The organism is Streptococcus sp. A25, assembly GCF_043674095.1.
GTDB classification, from domain to species: Bacteria; Bacillota; Bacilli; order Lactobacillales; family Streptococcaceae; genus Streptococcus; species Streptococcus suis_V.
This window is the reverse complement of record NZ_JBIMJO010000010.1, coordinates 1-22,015: the sequence shown is the minus strand read 5'-3', so window position 1 is coordinate 22,015 and position 22,015 is coordinate 1. Positions and strand designations below refer to the sequence as shown.

Here is a 22,015-nt window from a genome sequence, read left to right as displayed (position 1 = left end):
TGTGCTATAATGGGAATAGAAAAAACGTTTTCAAAAGGAGTATCCAATGCAAGAATTAGGACAAACAGGTTTACAGGTATCACGGATTGCTTTGGGCTGTATGCGCATGGTAGCCCTGTCAGATCAGGAAGCTAGTCGGGTCTTAGAGACCAGTCTGGAAGAGAGAATAAACTTTTTCGATCACGCCGATATTTATGGTGGCGGTCAATCGGAAATCCGCTTTGCATCTGCCATGAAGGAGCTGGGTATCAGGCGCGAGGACATCATTCTCCAGTCCAAATGCGGCATTCGTAAGGGGTATTTTGATTTTTCTAAAGACTACATCTTGGAGTCTGTGGACGGTATTCTCAAGCGCCTGGATACAGAATATCTTGATGTTTTGGCCCTCCACCGTCCAGATGCCCTCATGGAGGCAGAGGAGGTAGCTGAGGCCTTCTATTTGCTAGAAAAAGCCGGTAAGGTTCGCCATTTTGGCGTCAGCAACCAGAATATTTACCAGATGGAACTGCTCCAGTCCTATTTGGATAAGCCCTTGGCTGTGAATCAACTCCAGTTGTCGCCTGCCCATACGCCTCTGATTGATGCGGGTCTCCATGTCAATATGAAAGATGATGTGGCTACGATGCGGGATGGTGGACTGATTGATTATTGCCAGCTCAAAAAAGTCACCATTCAGGCTTGGTCACCCTTCTTGATTGACTTACAAAAGGGGATTTTTGCTAACCATCCAGACTATACAGAGCTCAATCGCACCCTTGAGGAAATAGCAGAGCGATACAATGTTTCACATGAAACAATTGTCGTAGCTTGGATTTTGCGTCATCCAGCAAAGATTCAAACCATTGTTGGGTCCATGAATCCAGAACGTTTGACCAAGATTGCACAAGCTAGTCAGATTACCTTGACTCGACCAGAATGGTACGAAATATATAGAAGTGCAGGCAATATTTTGCCGTAGGAGGCAACTATGCAGTGGGAAATAAAAGCATTTGACCAACTAAGTTTACAGGAGCTTTACACTATATTGACGCTGAGAACCAATGTCTTTGTTGTTGAACAAGCCTGTCCCTATCCTGAAGTAGATGGAAAAGATCCAAATTGTCTTCATCTCTTAGGAACCATCAATGGAGAGTTAGTTGCATATCTGCGTATTTTACCAGCTGGTCTAAGTTATGATGAAGTTTCCATCGGTCGTGTGGTCATCAAGTCAAGTCATCGTGGCAAAGGTTTAGGTCGACCAATGATGGAGCAGGCAATTCACTTTATTACAAACGAATGGAAAGAAAGTCAGATTAAAATCGGTGCCCAAGCCCATTTAGAAAAGTTCTATAGTTCGCTAGGTTTTGAGCCAGTTTCAGAAGTCTATCTAGAGGACGATATTCCTCATTTAGATATGTTTTATACTAAACCAGTCGTTTAAGGCTGGTTTTTTTAGCCTGTACCCACGAGTAAAGTTATATAAGAGATAGTTTTTGAAGGAATACTGACTAGATCTTGAAAAACTAAGGCTGAGTAGCTGAATAAAAAGCCTAAGATAGGTGTGCTGGACGGTGAATGCAGGTTCTTGGATTTTTCTCGGCAATTTCCCCCAAAAATCAGCCATTTTATGGTAGAATGAATAGGTATAAAATCAGTAAAAGAGGAAGAAAATGAAACGTTCTATGTACGCTGGACGTGTTCGTAAGGAACATGTCGGACAGGAAATTACTTTGAAAGGTTGGGTTGGTCGCCGTCGTGACTTAGGTGGCCTGATTTTCATTGACTTGCGTGACCGTGAAGGCATTATGCAATTGGTGATTAACCCTGAGTCAGTTGATGCGGAATTGATGGCAAAAGCAGAGGGACTTCGCTCTGAATTTGTTATTGAGGTGACAGGAACAGTTGTGGAGCGTGAGCAAGCTAATGACAATATCCCAACAGGAGCTGTTGAACTACAAGTATCCGGTTTGACAGTGTTGAACACGGCCAAGACGACTCCATTTGAAATCAAGGACGGGATTGAAGCTAGTGATGATACCCGCCTTCGTTACCGTTATTTGGATCTTCGTCGTCCAGAAATGCTCAACAACTTCAAATTGCGTGCAGCCGTAACCCACAGCATTCGTAACTACCTAGACGAGCTTGAATTTATCGATGTGGAAACACCAATGTTGACCAAGTCAACGCCAGAAGGTGCGCGTGACTACTTGGTGCCATCTCGTGTATCAAAAGGTCATTTCTATGCCCTTCCGCAAAGTCCGCAGATTACTAAGCAGCTCTTGATGAATGCAGGTTTTGACCGCTACTATCAAATCGTTAAGTGTTTCCGTGATGAGGACTTGCGTGGGGACCGTCAACCTGAGTTTACACAGGTGGATTTGGAAACCTCATTCTTGAATGAAGTTGAGATCCAAGACGTAGTAGAGGGTTTGATTGCCAAGGTCTTGAAAGATACCAAAGGAATCGATGTGACCTTGCCCTTCCCACGTATGTCCTATGACCATGCGATGAACTTCTATGGTTCTGACAAACCAGATACTCGTTTTGAGATGCTTTTGCAAGACTTGACAGAGGTTGTCAAGGAAGTTGACTTCAAAGTCTTCTCAGAAGCACCAGTTGTCAAAGCCATTGTGGTTAAGGGTGTGGCGGATAGCTACTCACGTAAAGACATTGATAAATTAACAGAGTACGCCAAACAATTTGGTGCCAAGGGATTAGCTTGGGTCAAGGTTGACCAGGGAGAACTAGCTGGCCCAGTTGCTAAGTTCTTGACAGACATTACAGCAAACTTGACAGCAAGTTTACAACTTGAAGACAAGGACCTAGTTCTCTTTGTGGCAGATAAATTGGAAGTTGCCAACAATACCTTGGGTGCCTTACGTAATCGCTTGGCTAAAGAGCAGGGATTGATTGACGAAAGCAAGTTCAACTTCCTCTGGATTGTGGATTGGCCAATGTTTGAGTGGTCTGAAGAAGAAGGTCGCTACATGAGTGCCCACCACCCATTCACCTTGCCTACAGAAGAAACGGCTCATCATTTGGATGGTGATTTGGCACAGGTGCGTGCAGTTGCCTACGATATTGTCTTGAATGGTTATGAGTTGGGCGGCGGTAGCCTTCGTATCAACCAAAAAGACATGCAAGAACGGATGTTCAAGGCTCTTGGTTTCTCAGCTGAGGATGCCCATGAGCAGTTTGGTTTCTTGCTCGAAGCTATGGACTACGGTTTCCCACCACACGGTGGCTTGGCTATCGGTTTGGACCGTTTTGTCATGCTCTTGGCAGGTGAGGACAATATCCGTGAAGTAATTGCCTTTCCGAAGAATAACAAGGCATCTGATCCGATGACACAGGCACCAAGTACGGTTGCATCAGCTCAATTAGAGGAATTGGCTTTAGATATTACACTTGAAAATGAATAAATTTTTCAGAAAACAGCGTGTTCTTTTCTTAAGAAAGGCCAGAAAGAATAAATTTTGGTCAGTTATTTCGGGGATTTCTCGAGAAAAATATGCAGAACGGATATCGGGGTCCATTATTTATGGACTCCTATCTAGTATTGCGGTGAATTTTTTCTTTCGACCAGGGAATGTCTATTCGTCTGGAGTTACTGGTCTTGCACAGATTGTTTCTGCTCTGGTAGCTTCTTACGCTGGTTGGAATGTATCGATTGCGGTGGTTTACTACGGCCTGAACATTCCCTTGCTTATCTTAGCTTGGTATAAAATTGGTTATAAATTTACTATCTTTACCTTTATTACGGTATCCTTCAGTTCTTTCTTTATCCAATTTATGCCGCCAGTTACCCTGACGACGGATCCATTAGTAAATGCTATTTTTGGTGGTCTCATGCTGGGAACTGGAATTGGATTTGCGCTTAGGAACAATGTATCCAGTGGTGGTACTGATATTGTCTCTATTATTATTCGCAAGAAGACGGGACGACAAGTTGGCTCCATTTCTTTGATTGTCAATATCCTGATTATGCTGATTGCGGGGATGACATTTGGTTGGAAATACGCTCTCTATTCGATGGTGGCTCTGTTCATTTCCAGTCGTATGACAGATGCTATTTTTGTCAAGCAGAAGCGAATGCAGGCTATGATTATTACAAATCAGCCTGAGCGGGTTATCAAACAAATTCACAAGAAACTCAATCGTGGAGTGACCATCATCAATGGTGCGGAGGGTGCCTACAATCATGAGCAAAAGACTGTTCTAATTGTCATAATCACTCGTGCTGAGTTTAGTGAATTTAAGCAAATTATGAAAAAGGCAGATTCTCAGGCTTTTGTATCCGTAGCGGATAATGTCAATATAATTGGTCGGTTTGTGGAAAGTGACTAATTGACAAAAAACTACATATAGGAGTACAATAGTATTTGTATTCTATATGTAGTGTTTTTCTTCGGAGAGGAGACTTATGAAACCAACCGTTTACCTAGTTTATATTAGCCTGAGTGGCAATACAGAGAGTTTTGTGAAACGTCTAAAGTCTTTTTTCCAATTTCAAACTGACTGGGAGATTGAGCTAGTTCATATCAAAGATTTGGTCAAGCAGGACATTCCCTTTTACCAGCTGGATGCTCCTTTTGTCGCCTTTCTTCCTACTTATCTGGAGGGCGGAAATGGAGTCGATAACGGAGATGTGGAGATTTTGACCAATCCTCTGGGGGATTTTATCGCTTTTGGGGACAATGCAGAGCTCTGTCTTGGTGTGGTTGGTTCAGGCAATCGCAATTTCAACAACCAGTATTGTCTGACTGCCAAGCAGTATTCTGAGCGCTTTGGATTCCCTGTTATTGATACCTTTGAACTTCGAGGTATGCAGAATGATATTGAGAGAATTGGTCGGAAAATCATAGACTTAATGTAAGATGAACAACCCAGTCAAGAACTGGGTTGCTTTCTATCATGCAAAAAAACTCACCAGCATAAGCTGATGAGTTCTAAGGAGATATGAAAAATATTTAGGATTGACTATAGTATACTCTAGGGGGGCAGTTCAGTCATCGGTCTAAAGTCCTATTTAGTTTCCAAAATACAAATGCTTTGTCCAGCAAGGGTGATTTGCTGGGCTTTTTTATCGTCAACTGGTGGGAAGCTGAAACGAATGGTTCGTTCTTCTTCATTTTCAAAAACAAAATCGCTATCTGCAAAATTGATAATGAATTGGATAGTTTTGTCGCCATTTGTGACTTGATAGCGGAGGACATATTCAGTCAGCCAGCAGAAATGACAGCTTTCTCGGATAGTTTCATAGCTATCCTGACAAAGGACTGGATTGTCCTTCCGGAAGGCAATTAACTCTTGAATAAATTGAATATGTTCCTTATAACGAATTGCCCGTGTCCAATCTAGGCGATTGATTCTATCCGGAATATTGTAGCTATTATCAATCTCATCTTTGGTACGGAAGAATTCTTGTCCGCTATGGATAAAGGCCATCCCTTGAGAAATGAGGACCAATTGTAGACCAAAGCTAGCAGCTCGTTTTTGTTGCTGAGGTGTCCAGTCTGGATGTTCAATATGGAAGTAGTCAAAGGCAGTCGCATTGTCATGACACTCGATGTAGTTCAGTGACTGTTGCGGTGTGATGAAGTGGCTGTAGCGGCTTCCCGTCAGGAGGTGTTGCACTTTTTCGTGTAGTTGTTTGTCAACTAGACGGGTAGGGTTGAGCAATAGTTTCTTAAAGGTATCACGATAGTCATCGTTGAAGAAACTCACTTCTGGGAGCTGGTCTGCATTGTACTGGTGGGCCAGTTTTTCATAGTCTAGACCAGTTGCCATCTTCCACCCTTCGCCATAGAGATAGATATTTGGATGAATGGCTAACAATTCTTCTTGGACTTGGTTGATGGTTTGGCTGTCCAAAATGCCCATCAAGTCGAAACGGAAGCCATCAAAACCATAGATACTGGTCCATTGGCGGAGGGATTGCTTGATGTAGTTGCGGACCATGCTGCGTTCGCTAGCGACATCGTTGCCACAGAAAGTACCATCTGTCCGCATACCATGCTCGTTGTAACGGTAGAAATAACCAGGGACAATCAGCTCAAATGCGTATTTCTCGGCATGATAAACATGGTTGTACACAACGTCCATATTGACGGAAATATCGGCATCGTGATAGGCTTGAATGGCCTCTTGGAGTTCTAGAATGCGAGCATAGGGATCATCTGGTAGGCTGGAGAAGGAGCCTTCTGGCAGGTTGTACTGCATAGGGTCGTAGCCCCAGTTATAAACAGCTTGGGGTTTATTTTCATCTACACTTCCAAAATCATAAACAGGAAGAAGCTGAATATGGGTAACGCCCAGATTTTTGATATAGTCCATTCCCAGTTTCATACAGTCCAAGACAGGTGATTCGGTCAGACCGAGGAATTGACTACGGTGTTTGAAGCCAGCTTCTGTCTGCCAAGAGAAGTCGCGGACACTCATTTCATAGACAATAGCTTGAGAAATCGGTCGTTGGGTCTTGGCGCGACGAACCTTATGAAGTTTATTTGGGTTGATGATATAGCTATCGCCTGAGTTTGCCTTGGATGAAAGGGCATAGGGGTCATGAACAGAAATCCACTCGCCATTGACTTTGTGGAGATAGTGGTAGCTTTGACTGTCCAAATCACCCTCTACTGTGACCTGCCAGACACCTTTTGAACCCTTTTTCATAGTATATGGTGTCCCTTCAAGGACTAAAAATACCTGCTTGGAGATAGGTGCCCAGAGTTTGAAGCTTGTGGACTGAGGGCTATAAGTTGCCCCCAAATCACTGCCATCATAGGTATAGTTTTGTTCGAAAATAGCAGAGCGGACAATATGACCATAGCCTAGCTCCGTTTTATTGCGGTCTTGGTCATAAATACAATAGTCCTTGTCCAAATTTAAGGCGTGTAGGCTGGTCAGATAGTAGAGAACCAGGTTTTCTACCTCTAGACAGGAATGAATGAAAAGTTGAGATGTGGCATCGTCGGACTCGAGGGAAAAACTCATGTGCTCGGTATCAAATCGTTTTTCCATAACCAAGCGAATAGCAGCTACATCATCTAGAAATGCTTGAAATTGTCGTAATGCCATGAGCCGAACGGCTCCTTTCTAAGTTAAAGTTCAGTAATAGTATGTGGAATGACGCGGCGGTAGCAGACCTGCTTGTCTTCCTTGTTGTCGCTGATGATTTGGTGAAGGGTGTTGAAGGCCACGCGTCCCAGTTTGATAGCATGGACATCGACATAGGCTTCAATATCTAATTTTGGTTTGACAGAGTCAAAGGAGATGATTGGAAGTTTTGTACCGACTTCGTTGAGGTATTTGACAATCCCTTCTGCCACCATGGTATCGGTTGTGACGATAGCATCAATATCTTGTTTGAGTAATTTTTTGGAAATCTTGTAGGAACTGTCTTCCAATAGGAAACCTGAAACAAACTTGACCTTGTTTTCGTCAAGAGGGATATTGTGAGATTTAAGGGCATTTTTATAGCCTGAATAACGGTCTTGGGATACGACCAATTCCTTGTTACCAGCAATGAAGGCGATATTCTTGTAGCCCTTATTGATAAAATAATTGGTCGCTTCAAATCCAGCCTGGATATTGTCATTGTCGACTAGGGAGATAAATGGAGAATCTGCCTTACCGAGAATGAGGAAGGGAAATTTATGCTGAATGGCTAGCTGAACCAGTGGGTCATCTGGCTTGGAGTAAAGGAAAATTAAACCATCAACTCGTCGACCGTAGACCATCTGAGAAATAGCTTCCAATCGCTGTTCTTCATTTTTTCCCGTAGAAATTTGAATCGCATAATTGTGATCAGCAGCCACCTGTGAAATGCCACGTAGGGCTGTTGGGAAGAATGGGTTTTGGTAGAAGACATCAGAATCTTCGGGAAGTATCAAGCCAATCACTTGTGTGTAGCTGGAAACCAGACTACGAGCATTGAGATTTGGGTGGTAGTTAAGGTCCGCCATAGCCTTTCTAACTAGGTCTTTGGTTTTTTGACTAATAGAAGAGCTGTTCTGAATGACGCGGGTAACGGTAGATGGTGAAACACCTGCTAACTTAGCGACGTCTTTAATGGTAGCACGCATAGGAACCTCCTAAGTCTCATCTCTAAATTTGGTTTTGAAAAATACCCACAAGAGACAGAGGACAAAGAGGATATTTTGAATGGTTAAGATAGTTGTTACAGGCTGACCAAAGAGTCCAATCAAGCAGGCAATCAGACTTGGCACACCCAGGCAATTCAGGGCGAAGTTATAGCACTCCTTGAAGGTTTCAAAGTGGAAGAAACGAGATTTCTTGGTCAGATAGAGAAAGAGACTGGCCCCCAAGAGGATAAAGAGTAGATTGGCTGCCAAGATAAAGCTTGATACCAGGCTGATACCCAGCCCAATCAAAGCCTTGTTTGCCTGGTACCAATTTTTAGAGATGGCCTTGGTTAGCTTTTCCTTACTAGAAAAATCATCGGCGGTCATGCCAGTGTAACCCAGCTCAGCCAAGGTATCGCTGCCCTTGCGAATGGTCAGCATGTCCTGGCCAAATTGATAGGAAAAATCCGAGCTCTGGCTGACTTGATTGCCAAAGGTGATTTGGTCTGAAATGCCCTGTCCTGTGTAGGTCAATTGATTGTTTTCCAGCTGGCTATGTTGCTGTAAATCCTCGACCACCTGGTCTGTCAGTGGTGCATAAACACCCTCGACAAAATTGTCCAAAGGATAGCTTTCTAGACTCAAGGTCTGTAAGGAAGTCGGCAGGACCAAGAGGGCCACCAAAAAGACGGTGGTAAAGAGACGCTGCCAGAGAGTCAGCAAGCGACGGTTATCAAACATTTTCCGAGCAGAGAAAATACTGGAAAAATAAGAAAATGGATAGGGCAGCATGGAGTGTCCTTTCTAGGAAGAAGTGTCTATGGTTGAGTCTGTATCTGAACAGCCTTGGTTTCTCGATCAAGTCAAGGCAAAGGATATGACCGAAAAAGGGAAAAGGTGGGATAAGGTACTACCCCTTATCACCACCGCTAGTTAAACCAGATACAAAGTTCTTTTGTAGGAAGAAGAATAGAATACTGATTGGGAGGGCGATGAGAACAGCCCCTGCTGCAAAATAGGCAACCTTGAGGTTTTTCACATCTGAGATGAAGGTTTGCAGACCAACGGCAACAGTATAGAATTCTTTTTCACGAAGCAAGAATTTGGAGAGGATGTAATCTCCAAATGGTCCCATGAAGGCCCAGAGTGCTTGTACGGCAATCATTGGGCGTACCAATGGCAGAACGATTTGCCAGAAACGTCTGAAGTGACCAGCACCGTCCAGTTTTGCAGATTCATCCAGAGAGATTGGCACTGTATCGAAGTAGCCTTTCATGAGCCAAGCGTTCATCGGGATACCACCACCAACATAGAGGAAGATGAGGAACCAGCTTTGGTTGAGTGCATTGAGCATGAGGGCCATAACGAAGAAGGCTGTCAGAGCGGCCATGGTTGGCACCATTTGAATAATCAGGAAGAAGACCAAACTCTGCTTACGAGCGATGAAATTATAGCGACTGTAAGCGTATCCCGCTAGTACCACTATACTGGTTTGGATAAGCATTGTCAAAACCGCGATAATCAGCGTGTTGAGGTACCAGGTACCGTAGAGAGTTTCGGTAAAGAGTCCCTTGAAATTGTCCAAGGTAAGTGCTATCGGTTCTAACTTGAAGGCTACCACGTTCCCTGACTTAAAGGCAGACATAATGGTAATCAAGAGAGGATAGATGATAATAATAGACAGGGCAATCAGATAGAGATAGGTCAGGGTTTGCCCTAGTTTGCGTTTGAAACTTACTGACATTTTCATCTTATACATCCTCCATTTCAAAAGCATTTAATTTCTTGAAGGCAATCATGGAAATACTGATGACAATCATGGAAATAATCAAGGTTACGGCAGCCGCCATTGAGTATTGTGGAGCTGTACCTGTGGTCAATTTGTAAATCCAAGAAATCAAGATATCGGTTGAACCAGCACCACCACCGACACTACCAGGACCACCATTGTTAAAGAGATAGATGATCGAGAAGTTGTTGAAGTTGAAGGTGTACTGACTGATCAGAGTAGGAGCAGCCACTGCCAAGATCATTGGCAAGGTAATGCTACGGAATTTTTGAATGGCACTTGCACCATCAATGTAGGCAGCCTCGTACAAATCGTTTGGAATAGATTGCAAAATACCCAAGGTCAAGACATAGATATAAGGGAAACCAAGCCAGGCCTGCATCATGATCAGGGCTACTTTTGTCCAAAACGGATCGGTCTTCCACGGAATCAGGAAATTATCGATAAATGGCAAGAATTTGCTGAGGAAAGGCAAGACCTGAGTGTTGATAGCGCCGACACTATCGTTGAACATGTTACTGAAGGTCAAGATAGTCACAAAGGCAGGTACTGCCCAAGGGAGCAAGAAGATAACACCGAAGATGCGTTTGCCCTTGATAAATGGCTGGTTGGCAACGATAGCCGTAAAGATACCAATGACAATCTGTGCTGTTGATGCTGCCAGAGCCCAGATAATGGTCCAACCAAGGACAGAACCGAAGGCGGCACGGAAGGTGCTGAGTTTCCAAATATTGCTAAAGTTGGTAAAGCCAATCCAGTCTAGAAGAGCACCTGGTGGCAGGTGTTGGAAGTCGTAGTTGGTAAAGGCGATGAAAAGAGTCACCACAACCGGGAAGATGATAGCAAAGGTCATGGCAATGTAAGACGGAATAATCAAGAGATAGGGGAAACCATTCTCATAGATGCCTTTGATCATGTCCTGCAGGCTTGTCGCTACTGGTAGACCAGCATTCCAGCGTTTGGCTGTAGAGTGGGCATCCTTTAGGTTTAGGGCGTAGAAAGCAAGATAGACAACTGTAATGATGAGGTGGAAGGAACCACGGATCAACATGAAGAGGGAGTTGTCACGGCCGCGTTGGCTACCAAGGGTAATCAAGTTTCCAATTTCTCCACCTGCTATTGCAATGAAGTAGACTAGAAAAGCGGCAGTTACACCCAGGAAGATGTAGCCTTTGGCTTTCTGCTTGTTGTAAATCTGTCCCAGTCCAGGAAGGAGGGACATCAGGAGGGCTTTGGTTGGGTTTTGTTTCATATCATAGTCTCCTTAGGTGTTATGGTTATTTGACAGAAGAACCGAGTGCTTCAGTCCTTTTGTGAAACAACCATTACTGGTTATTTCTAACAAAAAAGTGGGGCTAGGCCGCTTGCCCAGCCCTACTTCTATGGTTGATTAGTTGCTGTATTTTTGAGCGATTGTATCTTCAATCAATTTCACAGCGTCAGTTGCAGCTGTTTTAGCGTCTTTTGCACCGCTTGCTGCTTCGAAGAGCATGTTAGCAGCTGGTTCCCAAACTGTGCTCATTTCTGAGATGTTTGGCATTGGTTGAGCTGATGCGAATTGGTTGATAACCGCTGTAGTCAACTCATCGTTTTTGCCAACTGCGTATTCACGAGCTTCTGTGTTAGCAGGAATTTCGTTGGTTGCATCGTAGAAGGCTTTTTGTTGGTCAGTTGATGTCAAGAAATCAACGAGTTTTTGTGCCAATTCAGGGTTTTTAGAACCTGAAGGAACGATCCAAGCTTTACCACCACCGAATGCAGTGTACTGTTTGCCGTCAGCAAGAGTTGGGATAGTTGCTACACCGTAATTGAGGCCTGCGTCTTTGTAAGATGCTGCTTTCCAAGGACCTTCGATGATTGCTGCTGCCTTACCGTCTGTGAATTGTGTGTTGATCAAGTTATTAGCAGCTGAACTGTCTTGGAGACCTTGAGGCCATTTTTCATACCAAGTTTTAGCGTATTCAATCGCCTTGATAGCACCGTCGTTAGCCAAACCGATGTCTTTTGGATCCGTACCGTTAGCACCAAATACATAACCGCCGTAACCGCCAAGCAAACCGTAAGTGTAGTAGAAGTTTGTCCAGTCAGCTAGGAAGGCAGTTGTTTTACCATCTTCCCCTTCAAAAGCGTACTTGCTGTCTTCTGCCAATTTTTCAAGATCCGCAAAGGTTTTTGGAGCTTCTGACAAGAGGTCTTTGTTATAGTAAAGAACCAATGTCTCGATAACAGCTGGTGATCCGTAAACCTTACCACCGTTGCTTACAAGTGCTTTAGTCGTATCGTCTGTCTTGCTAGTGTCAGCCAATGTCAACTCAGACAATTGACCTTCTGAACCAAGGCTACCTACGCGGTCGTATGGTGCCATCATGACGTCTGGAGCCGAACCAGATTGGTTGTCCAATGAAAGGTTGTCAAGACCTGTGAGGGCATCACCTGTTTTAACTGTAACGGTTACACCATTTTCTTCTTCAAAGGCAGCTTTGGCTTCGTTAATGTAGCTTTCGTACTGACCTTCAACGTAGATGGTCAATTCTTTTCCTGCTTCAGCAGAATCAGATGAGCTTGACGAGCTTGAATTTGAACAAGCAGCCAAAACAGCAGTTGATGCAGCGAGAAGAGCAACGCTCTTGAGCAAATTGAGTTTCATATTATTCCCTCCAAGAATAAAGTTTTGATGTTATCGCTTGCTTGTGCAAACGATTTCCTAACGTGAATTAATTATACACCATTATAAAAACGTTTGCAAGCGTTTTTATAAAAATTTTTAAAAATTTTTTTCTGCTAATGAATTTAGCACAGAAAAAGCCTTTTATTATCACTCTTTAGAGTTCGAAGCTGGTGATTTATTGAGCAAATTTTCATAGGAATTTTTGAAAGAACTTGATTTGTTACCGTTTACATAGTATAATAGATGGCAAGCAATCGTTTGCGCCCTGACGCAGATAACCATTCATTATAAAGGAGAAAAATATGAAAGTGAGACAAAGTGGAGTACTCATGCACATTTCATCATTGCCAGGTGCCTATGGCATCGGCTCCATGGGGAAATCAGCCTATGAATTTGTAGACTTTTTGGTACGAACCAAGCAACGTTACTGGCAGATTTTGCCATTGGGAACCACCAGTTACGGTGATTCTCCCTATCAATCATTTTCAGCCTTTGCAGGGAATACGCACTTTATTGACTTGGACCTACTGATTGAAGAGGGCTGGTTGACAGAGAAAGATGTGCAGGGTATTGACTTTGGTCAGAGTGCAAAAGAAGTAGATTATGCCAAAGTTTTTACTGCCCGCCGTCCGATTTTGGAGCAGGTTGTTGCCAGTATGAAAGAGGCTGGTTTGCCACAAGACTATTGGAATTTCTTGGGTGAAAATGATTTTTGGATCCATACTTTTGCAGAATATATGGCTATCAAGGAGCATTTTGACAACAAGTCCTGGATTGATTGGGAGGATCAGGGGGCACGTTTGCGCTATCATGATACCTTGGAATACTACCGTCATCTCTTGGTGGAACGCATCGATTACCACCGCATCACCCAGTATTTATTCTTTAAGCAGTGGCAGGCTTTGAAGGCTTACGCCAATGCCAAAGGGATTGAGTTTGTTGGGGATATGCCCATTTATATCGCGGCAGATTCTGCTGATATGTGGGCCAATCCACATTTCTTTAAGACGGACGAAGAAGGGAAACCGAGCGTAGTTGCGGGTTGTCCACCAGATGCCTTTTCAGAAATCGGTCAGCTTTGGGGCAATCCGATTTACGATTGGGAGGCCATGAAAGCAGATGGTTTTACTTGGTGGGTTGCTCGTTTGCGCGAATCCTTTAAAATCTACGATATGGTCCGCATCGACCACTTTATCGGCTTTGCCTCTTTCTGGGAAATTCCTGCGGGCGAAGAAACGGCTGTCAACGGCTATCGTGTTGAGGCGCCGGGCTTTGAATTGTTCGATACCATAAAACGCGAGCTGGGCGATTTGAATATCATCGCGGAAGATTTGGGCTCTGTCACAGATAAGGTGATTCAATTACGCGATTGGACTGGTTTCCCAGGCATGAAAGTCTTGCAGTTTGCCTTCGACCCTGAGGGTGACAGCATTGAGATGCCGCACAACCACCGCAATAATGTTGTTGCCTATACAGGCACCCACGATAACGATACAATTAGCGGTTGGTACGAAAGGGAAACAACCCCAGAATCCAGAGCGTTCTTAGACAAATACAGCAATCGATCAGTAGGTGAAAGTATCCACCATGCCCTCTTCCGTCTTCTCTTTGGCTCACCAGCCTTTATGACGATTGTGACCATGCAAGATTTGCTAGAATTGGACGGGACTGCCCGCATGAACCTACCAAACACCCTCGGTGGTAACTGGACTTGGCGAATGACAGCAGACCAGCTGACACCAGCAGTAGAAGCCAACTTGCTGGACTTGACCGTCACCTACCGACGTGAGAATGTTCTTGTAACAGCTAGTGAATAAGAAACCACAGGAACATCAGCTTAGGCTGGTGTTTTTTGTAAAGTCTTGCAAGATGTGGTATACTGTTTAGGTAAGGATAAATAGGTGCAGTGGGGGGCTGGTATGGATTTAGGACAAAAAATCGAGCAACTGAGGCTAGAAAAGGGACTGAGCCGTCCAGATTTTTGTGGAGATGAATCCGAGTTGACGGTACGGCAATTAGCTCGGATAGAAAGTGGTCAATCGCAGCCTTCTATACCTAAGTTAGAGTACATTGCCCAGCGTTTAGGCATTCCAGCCTATAGCCTGATGCCAGACTATAAGGAATTGCCACAAGGTTATTTGGAACTCAAGTACAAGTTGTTGCGGGAGCCGATATATAATAAGGTCGAGGTGTTGGATAAACAGGATGGGTATATCGAAACCATATATAATACCTATTTTGAAGAACTACCTAAGACTGAGCAGCTTATCTGTGAGGCTATGCAGGCTATGGTTGATATGGTGCGGACCAATCAACCAGATTATGCAGTAGCTCTATTGACAGAAAACTTACCACTTCTTATGGCAAAGAAAGTGTGTGATGTCAATGACTTGATTCTTATTCGGCTCTTTTTTGTCCAGCAAACAATAGGAGAGAATACAGTCAGTAGAGTTCAAAACAACTTTGAATCTATCTCGTATTTAATGAAAAAACTAGCCAACAGTCAGACATTTGTTCGATTAGAAGATACTTTTTATTTAAGAGATGCGATTATCTCAGGGCTTGCCTGCTTTGAACTGATAGAATATTATGACGATGCCCCTATCTATATTGATTGTCTTCGTGGAATAATGGAAGAGACGCAAGATTATCAAAAGAAACCTCTCTTGTTTATGCTGGAATGGAAAGCGGCTTTGAAATTAGAGGAAGATTATGAAAAAGCTGAAAAAGTCTACCAGTCAGCCAAATCGTTTGCTCAGGTCATTGGAAATGACTATCTGGCACAGAAATTAGCAGAGGAGTGGCAGAAGGATTTGAAAAAATATTGGTAGGAGGAGGGGTGACATGCTTTTAGGGCAAAAAATCGAGCAACTGAGGCTAGAAAAGGGGCTGAGCCGTCCAGATTTTTGCGGAGATGAATCCGAGTTGACGGTACGGCAATTAGCTCGGATAGAAAGTGGTCAATCGCAGCCCTCTATTCCAAAGTTAGAGTACATTTCCCAGCGTTTAGGCATTCCAGCCTATAGCCTAATGCCAGACTATAAGGAATTGCCACAAGGCTATCTGGAGCTCAAGTATAAGTTGTTGCGGGAGCCGATATATAATAAGGTCGAGGTGTTGGATAAAAAGGAACAATACCTTGATGAAATAGAAGAACTGTATTGTGAACAATTACCACCAGAGGAAACGGTGTGGGTTGAAACGTCAAGGGCGATTTTGGATGTTATTCGCACACAACATCCAGAATATGCGGTAGCCTTATTAGAAACGTATTTACCTGAACTTGAGGAGAAAGAAGTCTTTTCGTTGAAGGATTTAGAACTGATTAGTCTGTATTTCGTTAGTGTATTTGCACATATAAAAAACAAGAAAAATCAGTTATCAGAAATTGGCAAGTTGCAATCGTTCTTATCGCGTTTAATAAAGCATGTCAATCTTGTTCAGCCAGAGCAATTATTTCTTCTGAGTAATGTTATTTTTTCAGGTCTGGCTTGTTTGGATATGCTGGAGTCTTATGAATTTTTTGACCTTTATATTGCTTGTCTTCAAGAAATAATGGAGAAAACACAGGATTTTCAAAAGAAACCTATTTTACTTATGTTGCATTGGAAACATGCTCTTGTTGTGGAGAATAAGTATAGTTTGGCAGAAGGGTTCTATCAAAAAGCAAAACTATTTGCTGATATGATTGAAGATACACATTTGGTAACCATGTTAGAAAAGCAATGGCAAGAAGATTTGAAAAAATATTTGTAACTATAATTTATCGGTGACATAAATGTCATTGGTGTTTTTCGAGAAAGGGGCTATACTCATACTAAAACTTGCTTAGATGAAAAGAATGGGTATGAAAAAATGGGTTTTATTTATGGCTAGTTGTGTTTTCTTACTGATGTTTGTTTTGAAAATACTAGATGCTGAGTGGCTTGCGGCTAGTTGGAAATTGGTCGTTGGATGTCTGGGAGCGATTGTATTTTTCCCTTTTGCGAAAGAAGAGTAGTGCAGTGAGTTTACTATTGTTTCTGTTTTGATACAAAATATAGCAGCGTAAAAGACCGAAATGTTCAGGTCTTTTTTTGTATATCATGGGTTTTACGATGACATAAATGTCATTGGTGTTTTTCGAGAAAGAGGTTATACTAGGCACATAATTAAGGGAGAGAAAATCTCTCCTGCACTTTTTATGAGAGGTGAGGATAATGACTTTAGAGATTAATAACATGACCATTGCGACACGGCATCCTGTTTTGACGAATTTTTCCTATCAATTCCGCAAGGGAAACTTGTACGGCATTGTAGCTACCAACGGTTCTGGAAAGACAACATTTTTCAGAACGGTGGCAGGCTTGCTGGCTCCACTTGCTGGTCGGTCGAGTTGGTCTAGCACAGCTGGTCATCCAAATAGGGACTTGTTTTACTATGAAACGAGCGAATGGTTTGAGGGAAATCTTTCTGGTCTGGACTATTTACGATTTGTCAAACAAACTTGGCAGTCTTCGGTGGACATTGATGCGGTTATTTCCTATTGGGAAATGGAGGACTATGCCCACCTACCTATTCGCCAGTATTCACTGGGGATGAAACAGCGGGTCTTGATTGCCATGTATATGGTCAGCGACGCGACCTATCTCTTGATGGACGAGATTACCAATGGTTTGGATGAAGCGAGTCGAAAACTGTTCTTTAAAGCCTTGCACCAACTTTGCCAAGAAGACAAAATGATTATTTTGACCTCTCATTATAAAGAGGACATTGAAGAATATTGCCATGTGACCTTGAAACTGGTCGATGAAACCATGCAGGAGGTAGACTGATGACCTATAAGAAATTTCTATTTGCTCAATTAGTAAAGAATAAGTTGACCTATGTACCTCTAGTGCTATTGTTGCTTGCTTGTTTGGGAACCTTATTCCTCAATCATCAGGCCTCACAAGCCAATAACCTAGGGGCACAAATTCGACAGAATCAACGGACCAATGCCCAAGCTATCGAGGAAAATAAGGCTCGTTTGGAGAGTCTGGATCCAGAATCGGAGGAATACCTTTATGTTTCAAAAAGCATAGAAGATGGGCAAGCAATTATTGTCTCGGATGAAGAGTTTCTAAAGGCTTTTACAGCTGGTCAATGGGACCAAGTCTATGACCGTCAGCTAGATTATCTGTCGTCTGCCAAGGCTTCCTTGGAAGCTCATAGTCCTGAAAAGGATGTTTTGGATGCTTTGGATAGGGAGATTGCGTATTATACGGCTCTTTCTACGATTGATTTACCGTTTGAGGATACCCATTTCCCACATACAGCCTTTCAATTTCTCCCGTCCTTGTTTACCTACATCTTCCCTGCCCTCCTTCCTGTCGGAATCGCCTTTGTCTTGACCAATGTTTATGGAGGTGCCTATGCTGGGAAATTGGACAAGTATCGGATGTTGCCCCTGTTTAGAGGACAACGTATGGTGCAGGAATTAGCAGTTGGCTTTGTTTTTTCTCTTTTGCTATTTGCCTTGGTTTCTATCACGTCTTTCTTAGTGGCAGGTTTGGTATTTGGTTTTGGAAGTCTTCAGTACCCAACTCTTGCTTACAGTTTGGATAGTTTCACGCTTTCTTTTGTGACGGTTAGTTCGGTCCTCCTGCCGACCTTGCTTCTACAAGTCCTCTCCCTTGTCTTCATTAGTAGTCTTGTCTATCTGATCAGCTTGGTGACTAAGAATCGCATGACAGCCCTCTTTTTGTCCACAGTTAGCTTATTTGCGTTGGTCTGGCTACCAAGTCTGCTCAATCCCCTCTTCAAAATTGCTCATCTGCTCCCGACGACCTATATGAGAAGTTTTGAAATTGCAACAGGTGTCTTCCAAAAAAGCATTGAAAACCATACATTGAGATGGGACATGGGAATTCCTGTTATTCTAGTCTGGACTGGACTTATTATTGGTCTGTCCTATGTGTTTTTGGGAAGAACAGATAAGATATAGAAGGAGATTGGACGTACGGAGCAGCAAATGGTGGTGCCTATTCAAACTATTACCACGGTAGTCGCTACCATAGTTCAACAGTGGTAAGTCGATGGACTGGAGCCTCAAGTAAAGGGTATGCACAGGCAGGACAGACCTCTCGTGCATGGATTAGTACAAAACTTGGAGAGCAAGCAGCTTTCTATTATAACTATTAACACAGTACACTTTGCTTGGAACTACTCTTGTAGTTCCAAGCAATTCTTTGGAGGAGATGATGAAACGTTTATTTATTCTAGTGTCGACTGTATTGGTAGCGATTTACCTGGGTATTTCTTTGGCTGGTCAGGTTAGTCTTGTAGAGTTTGGTTCTTATCAGGCAGTGGATGTCATCGGGAAAGATACCAATAGACAGACAGCCAATCGTGACCAGGTGACAGAGGTCTTGACCGACTTGGCAGAGGAACATAAGAGTGTGATTGCTAGACGGATTGTCGAGCCTAATGCTTCTGGGGAAACCAGTTTTACCTACGCCATCTATGGTAGCGGACAGGTTCCAGAAGGTTTGACCGTTTCCTCCAAGGAAAGTGCTGAAACCAGCGACTTGGTTAGTACTTATCTGATTGTTTCAGGAGATTTGGACAACCAAGTCTTGAAAGAAAGCTTGGAATCACTGGGTTACAGTGGCATGGTCCATCATGGCTATTCTCTCTTTAGCATCTTCCTATCCACAGTTGTTTCAGAAGTAGCCATGCTGAGTTTCTTTGTCTTTCTCTTGACCTTCATGGCTCTCACCTTAATCTATCGGATTAAGACCTTACGATTTGCAGGAATTCGTCTGATTTCAGGTGAAAGTTTCTTACAGGTGGTGGCTCGACCTTTATGGGAGGATATTCGTCAGATTGTGATGGCTACATCGGTGGGGGCTATAATCGGACCTCTTATTCTCTATCTTCAAGCTGGATTTTTACTATCCATCTTGCAGGTCTTTTTCCTGGGGCTTTTCCTCTATGCATTGGCTCTTGCTAGTATTTCTGTCCTACTTAGCCTAGTGTATTTCCTGGGGTTGAGGCAAAATAGCTTGGTTGATTTGCTCAAGGGAAAACTTCCTCTCAAACGGATGTTGGCTATGATGATGGTTGGGCAACTTCTGGCTATTTTGGTAGTAGGTTTTAGCTCTAGCCGTCTATTGCAGGGCTATCAGGAAATTCGCTTGCTTGAACAGGCACAGGAAGAATGGGCATTGAGAGATGATTATTACAAATCTGTTTTTAGTTACAGCTCTGCTATGATGACCGAGGAGGAAGTGGCCCAGCAGAATAAAAAGTGGCGAGAGTTTGCGAAAGTACAGCTAGAGACGACAGAAGCCCTCTTTGTGAAAAGCAATGTCGACCAGTACGCCTTCGGTGGCGAGGTGGATCCTGAGGGCAATCGCCTGACGGATTATAATCCTCGTGGCAATGTCATCTACGTATCTCCTCGCTATCTGACAGAGCAGGGAGTGATGGTAGACCAAGCCTTCTTGGAGGAAATGAATCATCTGAGCCTGGGTGAGTATGGTTTGATTTTACCAGCTAGCTTGCGAGAACAAGCTGAGCAAGTACAAAATATGTTCCAGACAGAATTAGAGGCATTTTCCCGACAAAGCCTAGAAAGTAACAGCCAACAGATGTTCGCTACCAAGATAAGTCTGGCCTTTACAGACAGTGGTCAAGAGCGGTTTCTCTACAATGATGGCGATCGGAGCCAGACCCAATATCTGACAGACCCGATTATTGTTGTTTTGACTCCTGAGTCAACAGGTGCGACACCAGTTTCGGATATGTTCTGGGGTACTAGTCTGGATTTAGGGATGAAGTTTGTAGGCTATGAGGCGACTATTGAAGTCATGAAAGAGCAGGGTGTTTATAACTGGGTATCTTATTTGGTGAATCAGCGGTTGGCCTTTGTCAGCGTTTTGAACACCAAGCGAACAGAGTTTTATTCGCTTCTCATCGGTACAGTATTGACACTGGCAACGGCTGTTTTGCTTTTTGATGCGATGAGTTTGCTCTATTTTGAACAATTCAGACGAGAGCTGTTTATCAAGCGTTTGGCCGGAATGACCTTCTATGAACTTCATGGATCTTACCTCCTAGGCCAAGCTGGTGTGTTTGTACTGGGCTTGCTGGTATCAACTTGGTTGACAGGAGATGTGGTTATGAGCGGTCTGACTGTAGGCTTGCTCACCTTAAATGCCCTGGTCATACTGGGAAGACAAGATAAGAAAGAACAAACTGCCAACGTAGCAGTGTTGAAAGGACAATAAAATGATTGAAATTCAGGGATTGGAAAAGCGATTTGAAGAACGGGAGATTTTTTCAAACTTACATCTGACGTTGGAAAGGGGCAAGGTCTATGCTTTAATTGGAAAAAGCGGTAGCGGAAAGACTACCTTGCTAAATATGCTGGCCAAGTTGGAAAAAGCTGACGGCGGACGGATTGATTATCAGGGTCAAGATTTGTCGAAGCTAGCTTCCCAGCAGTTCTTTCGAGATCACATGGGCTACCTCTTCCAAACGATTGGTCTCCTGGATAATCAATCAATCGGAGACAATTTAGACTTGGGATTTGTCGGACAGAAGGTCAAAAAAGAGCAGCGGCAGCGACTACAAAATGAAGCTTTGGAGCAGGTGAACTTGGGCTACTTAGACTTAGAACAAAAGGTTTATACCTTATCGGGAGGTGAAGCCCAGAGGGTTGCCTTGGCCAAGCTTATCTTAAAAAATCCACCACTGATTTTGGCCGATGAACCGACTGCGGCACTCGACCCCAAAAATTCAGAAGAGGTCATGCAACTCTTGACAGGGCTAAAAAATGACAACCGTGTGATTGTCATTGCGACTCATAACCCTGCTGTCTGGGAAAAAGCAGATGTGGTCATTGACATGAAGGAGATTGGACATGGATAAAAAATTTCACTACTATAGAGTTCCAGAATATACGATCGGACGTAGAAAGATGGATATGCTGGTCATTGAAAATTTAACGGATAAGTTGATGTTGTATCAAGTTCGGGTAAATGGTTACTTGCTGGACTTTGTCAGTGCAGAGGGGCACGTAATCAGACGTTATAGACTGAAGGATTTGCCCTTGGATGTCGAATTAACCGTGGCAGATGTGGAAGACGATGTGGATTTGACCTTACCGGAAAATCTGACCTACCGCCAATTTGATTTTTTCCAAAATATTGCCTCTAAATAAAAATCATCTCCTCTAGGTCGAACTTAGAGGAGATTGTTCTTATTTCTTCTGTTTACGGACATAGAGCCAGTAGCTGACCCACTAATAAATCAGGTAGAGCAGCCAAGCTAGAACCGCAAGAGCCAGTAGGCTGTTCAGGACCTTGGAGACGCTTGGGAGAAGCCAGTTTATCAGCAAAGTTGTTACAAAAATCGCTATTCCCGCATAAGTCGGTAATTTTTTCATCTCAAAGGCAAATTTCAATTCCGAGTTAGCCACCTATAAGAAATTCTCTCGGTGACTTGTAGCCCAAACATTTTTTGGGATAG

At 43.3% G+C, this 22,015-nt stretch carries 20 protein-coding genes and 1 pseudogene; 15 read left to right on the top strand and 6 right to left on the bottom strand.

What is annotated here, in order from left to right:
• Positions 1-46: 46 nt before the first annotated feature.
• From ACHBID_RS05615 to nrdI, 5 genes are all read left to right on the top strand, one after another.
• Entirely contained in the window at positions 47-958 is a 912-nt protein-coding gene (locus tag ACHBID_RS05615; RefSeq protein WP_394731844.1) for an aldo/keto reductase family oxidoreductase, read from the top strand.
• 9 nt (positions 959-967) lie between these two features.
• Positions 968-1,420 carry a GNAT family N-acetyltransferase gene (locus ACHBID_RS05610; RefSeq protein ID WP_394731845.1) on the top strand — a complete coding sequence of 151 codons (453 nt, stop codon included), beginning with the start codon at positions 968-970 and terminating at the stop codon, positions 1,418-1,420.
• 229 nt (positions 1,421-1,649) lie between these two features.
• Complete coding sequence (gene aspS / locus ACHBID_RS05605; protein ID WP_105160378.1) at positions 1,650-3,401, top strand: aspartate--tRNA ligase; 1,752 nt, start codon at positions 1,650-1,652, stop codon at positions 3,399-3,401.
• Positions 3,388-4,326 carry a YitT family protein gene (locus tag ACHBID_RS05600; RefSeq protein WP_105160377.1) on the top strand — a complete coding sequence of 313 codons (939 nt, stop codon included), beginning with the start codon at positions 3,388-3,390 and terminating at the stop codon, positions 4,324-4,326. Before aspS ends, ACHBID_RS05600 begins: the two co-directional genes overlap by 14 nt.
• 76 nt (positions 4,327-4,402) lie before the next feature.
• Positions 4,403-4,855 (top strand): class Ib ribonucleoside-diphosphate reductase assembly flavoprotein NrdI, encoded by a 453-nt coding sequence (nrdI, locus tag ACHBID_RS05595; protein WP_105160376.1) that lies wholly within the window; start codon positions 4,403-4,405, stop codon positions 4,853-4,855.
• Between the two features lie 149 nt (positions 4,856-5,004).
• On the opposite strand, the gene pulA is transcribed toward nrdI, so the two are convergent.
• The 6 genes from pulA to ACHBID_RS05565 all read right to left on the bottom strand — a co-directional run bounded on the left by pulA (position 5,005) and on the right by ACHBID_RS05565 (position 12,499).
• Positions 5,005-7,056 carry a type I pullulanase gene (gene pulA, locus ACHBID_RS05590; RefSeq protein ID WP_394731847.1) on the bottom strand — a complete coding sequence of 684 codons (2,052 nt, stop codon included), beginning with the start codon at positions 7,054-7,056 and terminating at the stop codon, positions 5,005-5,007.
• A 23-nt stretch (positions 7,057-7,079) separates the two neighbouring features.
• Positions 7,080-8,063, bottom strand: a complete 984-nt coding sequence (locus tag ACHBID_RS05585; RefSeq protein ID WP_394731848.1) for a LacI family DNA-binding transcriptional regulator — start codon at positions 8,061-8,063, stop codon at positions 7,080-7,082.
• A 9-nt stretch (positions 8,064-8,072) separates the two neighbouring features.
• Positions 8,073-8,855: a hypothetical protein gene (locus ACHBID_RS05580; protein WP_394731849.1), complete on the bottom strand. Its 783-nt coding sequence runs from the start codon at positions 8,853-8,855 to the stop codon at positions 8,073-8,075.
• A gap of 118 nt (positions 8,856-8,973) precedes the next feature.
• On the bottom strand, positions 8,974-9,813 hold the full coding sequence (locus ACHBID_RS05575; protein WP_105110256.1) for a sugar ABC transporter permease: 840 nt from the start codon (positions 9,811-9,813) through the stop codon (positions 8,974-8,976).
• 1 nt (position 9,814) lies between these two features.
• The gene (locus ACHBID_RS05570; protein ID WP_105122414.1) at positions 9,815-11,104 is read right to left on the bottom strand and encodes a sugar ABC transporter permease; all 1,290 of its coding nucleotides are present in this window, start codon (positions 11,102-11,104) and stop codon (positions 9,815-9,817) included.
• A 138-nt stretch (positions 11,105-11,242) separates the two neighbouring features.
• Positions 11,243-12,499 carry an extracellular solute-binding protein gene (locus ACHBID_RS05565; RefSeq protein ID WP_105110255.1) on the bottom strand — a complete coding sequence of 419 codons (1,257 nt, stop codon included), beginning with the start codon at positions 12,497-12,499 and terminating at the stop codon, positions 11,243-11,245.
• A 323-nt stretch (positions 12,500-12,822) separates the two neighbouring features.
• Here ACHBID_RS05565 and malQ point away from each other — a divergent pair, with 323 nt between their 5' ends.
• The 10 genes and pseudogenes from malQ to ACHBID_RS05515 all read left to right on the top strand — a co-directional run bounded on the left by malQ (position 12,823) and on the right by ACHBID_RS05515 (position 21,707).
• Complete coding sequence (gene malQ, locus ACHBID_RS05560) at positions 12,823-14,337, top strand: 4-alpha-glucanotransferase (protein ID WP_105160474.1); 1,515 nt, start codon at positions 12,823-12,825, stop codon at positions 14,335-14,337.
• Positions 14,338-14,439: 102 nt separating this feature from the next.
• A complete protein-coding gene (locus tag ACHBID_RS05555; RefSeq protein WP_105160475.1) occupies positions 14,440-15,351 on the top strand; it encodes an XRE family transcriptional regulator in 912 nt (303 codons plus the stop codon).
• A gap of 13 nt (positions 15,352-15,364) precedes the next feature.
• A complete protein-coding gene (locus ACHBID_RS05550; protein ID WP_105160476.1) occupies positions 15,365-16,276 on the top strand; it encodes an XRE family transcriptional regulator in 912 nt (303 codons plus the stop codon).
• 85 nt (positions 16,277-16,361) lie between these two features.
• Positions 16,362-16,520, top strand: a complete 159-nt coding sequence (locus tag ACHBID_RS05545; RefSeq protein WP_394731850.1) for a hypothetical protein — start codon at positions 16,362-16,364, stop codon at positions 16,518-16,520.
• A 199-nt stretch (positions 16,521-16,719) separates the two neighbouring features.
• Positions 16,720-17,334 (top strand): ABC transporter ATP-binding protein, encoded by a 615-nt coding sequence (locus tag ACHBID_RS05540; RefSeq protein ID WP_105122411.1) that lies wholly within the window; start codon positions 16,720-16,722, stop codon positions 17,332-17,334.
• Positions 17,334-18,485, top strand: a complete 1,152-nt coding sequence (locus ACHBID_RS05535; protein WP_105160477.1) for a hypothetical protein — start codon at positions 17,334-17,336, stop codon at positions 18,483-18,485. Before ACHBID_RS05540 ends, ACHBID_RS05535 begins: the two co-directional genes overlap by 1 nt.
• 2 nt (positions 18,486-18,487) lie before the next feature.
• Positions 18,488-18,682: pseudogene (locus tag ACHBID_RS05530) on the top strand (lactococcin 972 family bacteriocin); the annotation flags it as partial.
• Between the two features lie 59 nt (positions 18,683-18,741).
• Positions 18,742-20,772, top strand: coding sequence for a bacteriocin-associated integral membrane family protein (locus tag ACHBID_RS05525; RefSeq protein WP_105110249.1), 2,031 nt, complete (start codon positions 18,742-18,744; stop codon positions 20,770-20,772).
• Between the two features lies 1 nt (position 20,773).
• A complete protein-coding gene (locus ACHBID_RS05520; RefSeq protein ID WP_105110248.1) occupies positions 20,774-21,415 on the top strand; it encodes an ABC transporter ATP-binding protein in 642 nt (213 codons plus the stop codon).
• Positions 21,408-21,707 carry a hypothetical protein gene (locus tag ACHBID_RS05515; RefSeq protein ID WP_105110247.1) on the top strand — a complete coding sequence of 100 codons (300 nt, stop codon included), beginning with the start codon at positions 21,408-21,410 and terminating at the stop codon, positions 21,705-21,707. The genes ACHBID_RS05520 and ACHBID_RS05515 overlap by 8 nt, the downstream gene beginning before the upstream one ends.
• Positions 21,708-22,015: the final 308 nt, after the last annotated feature.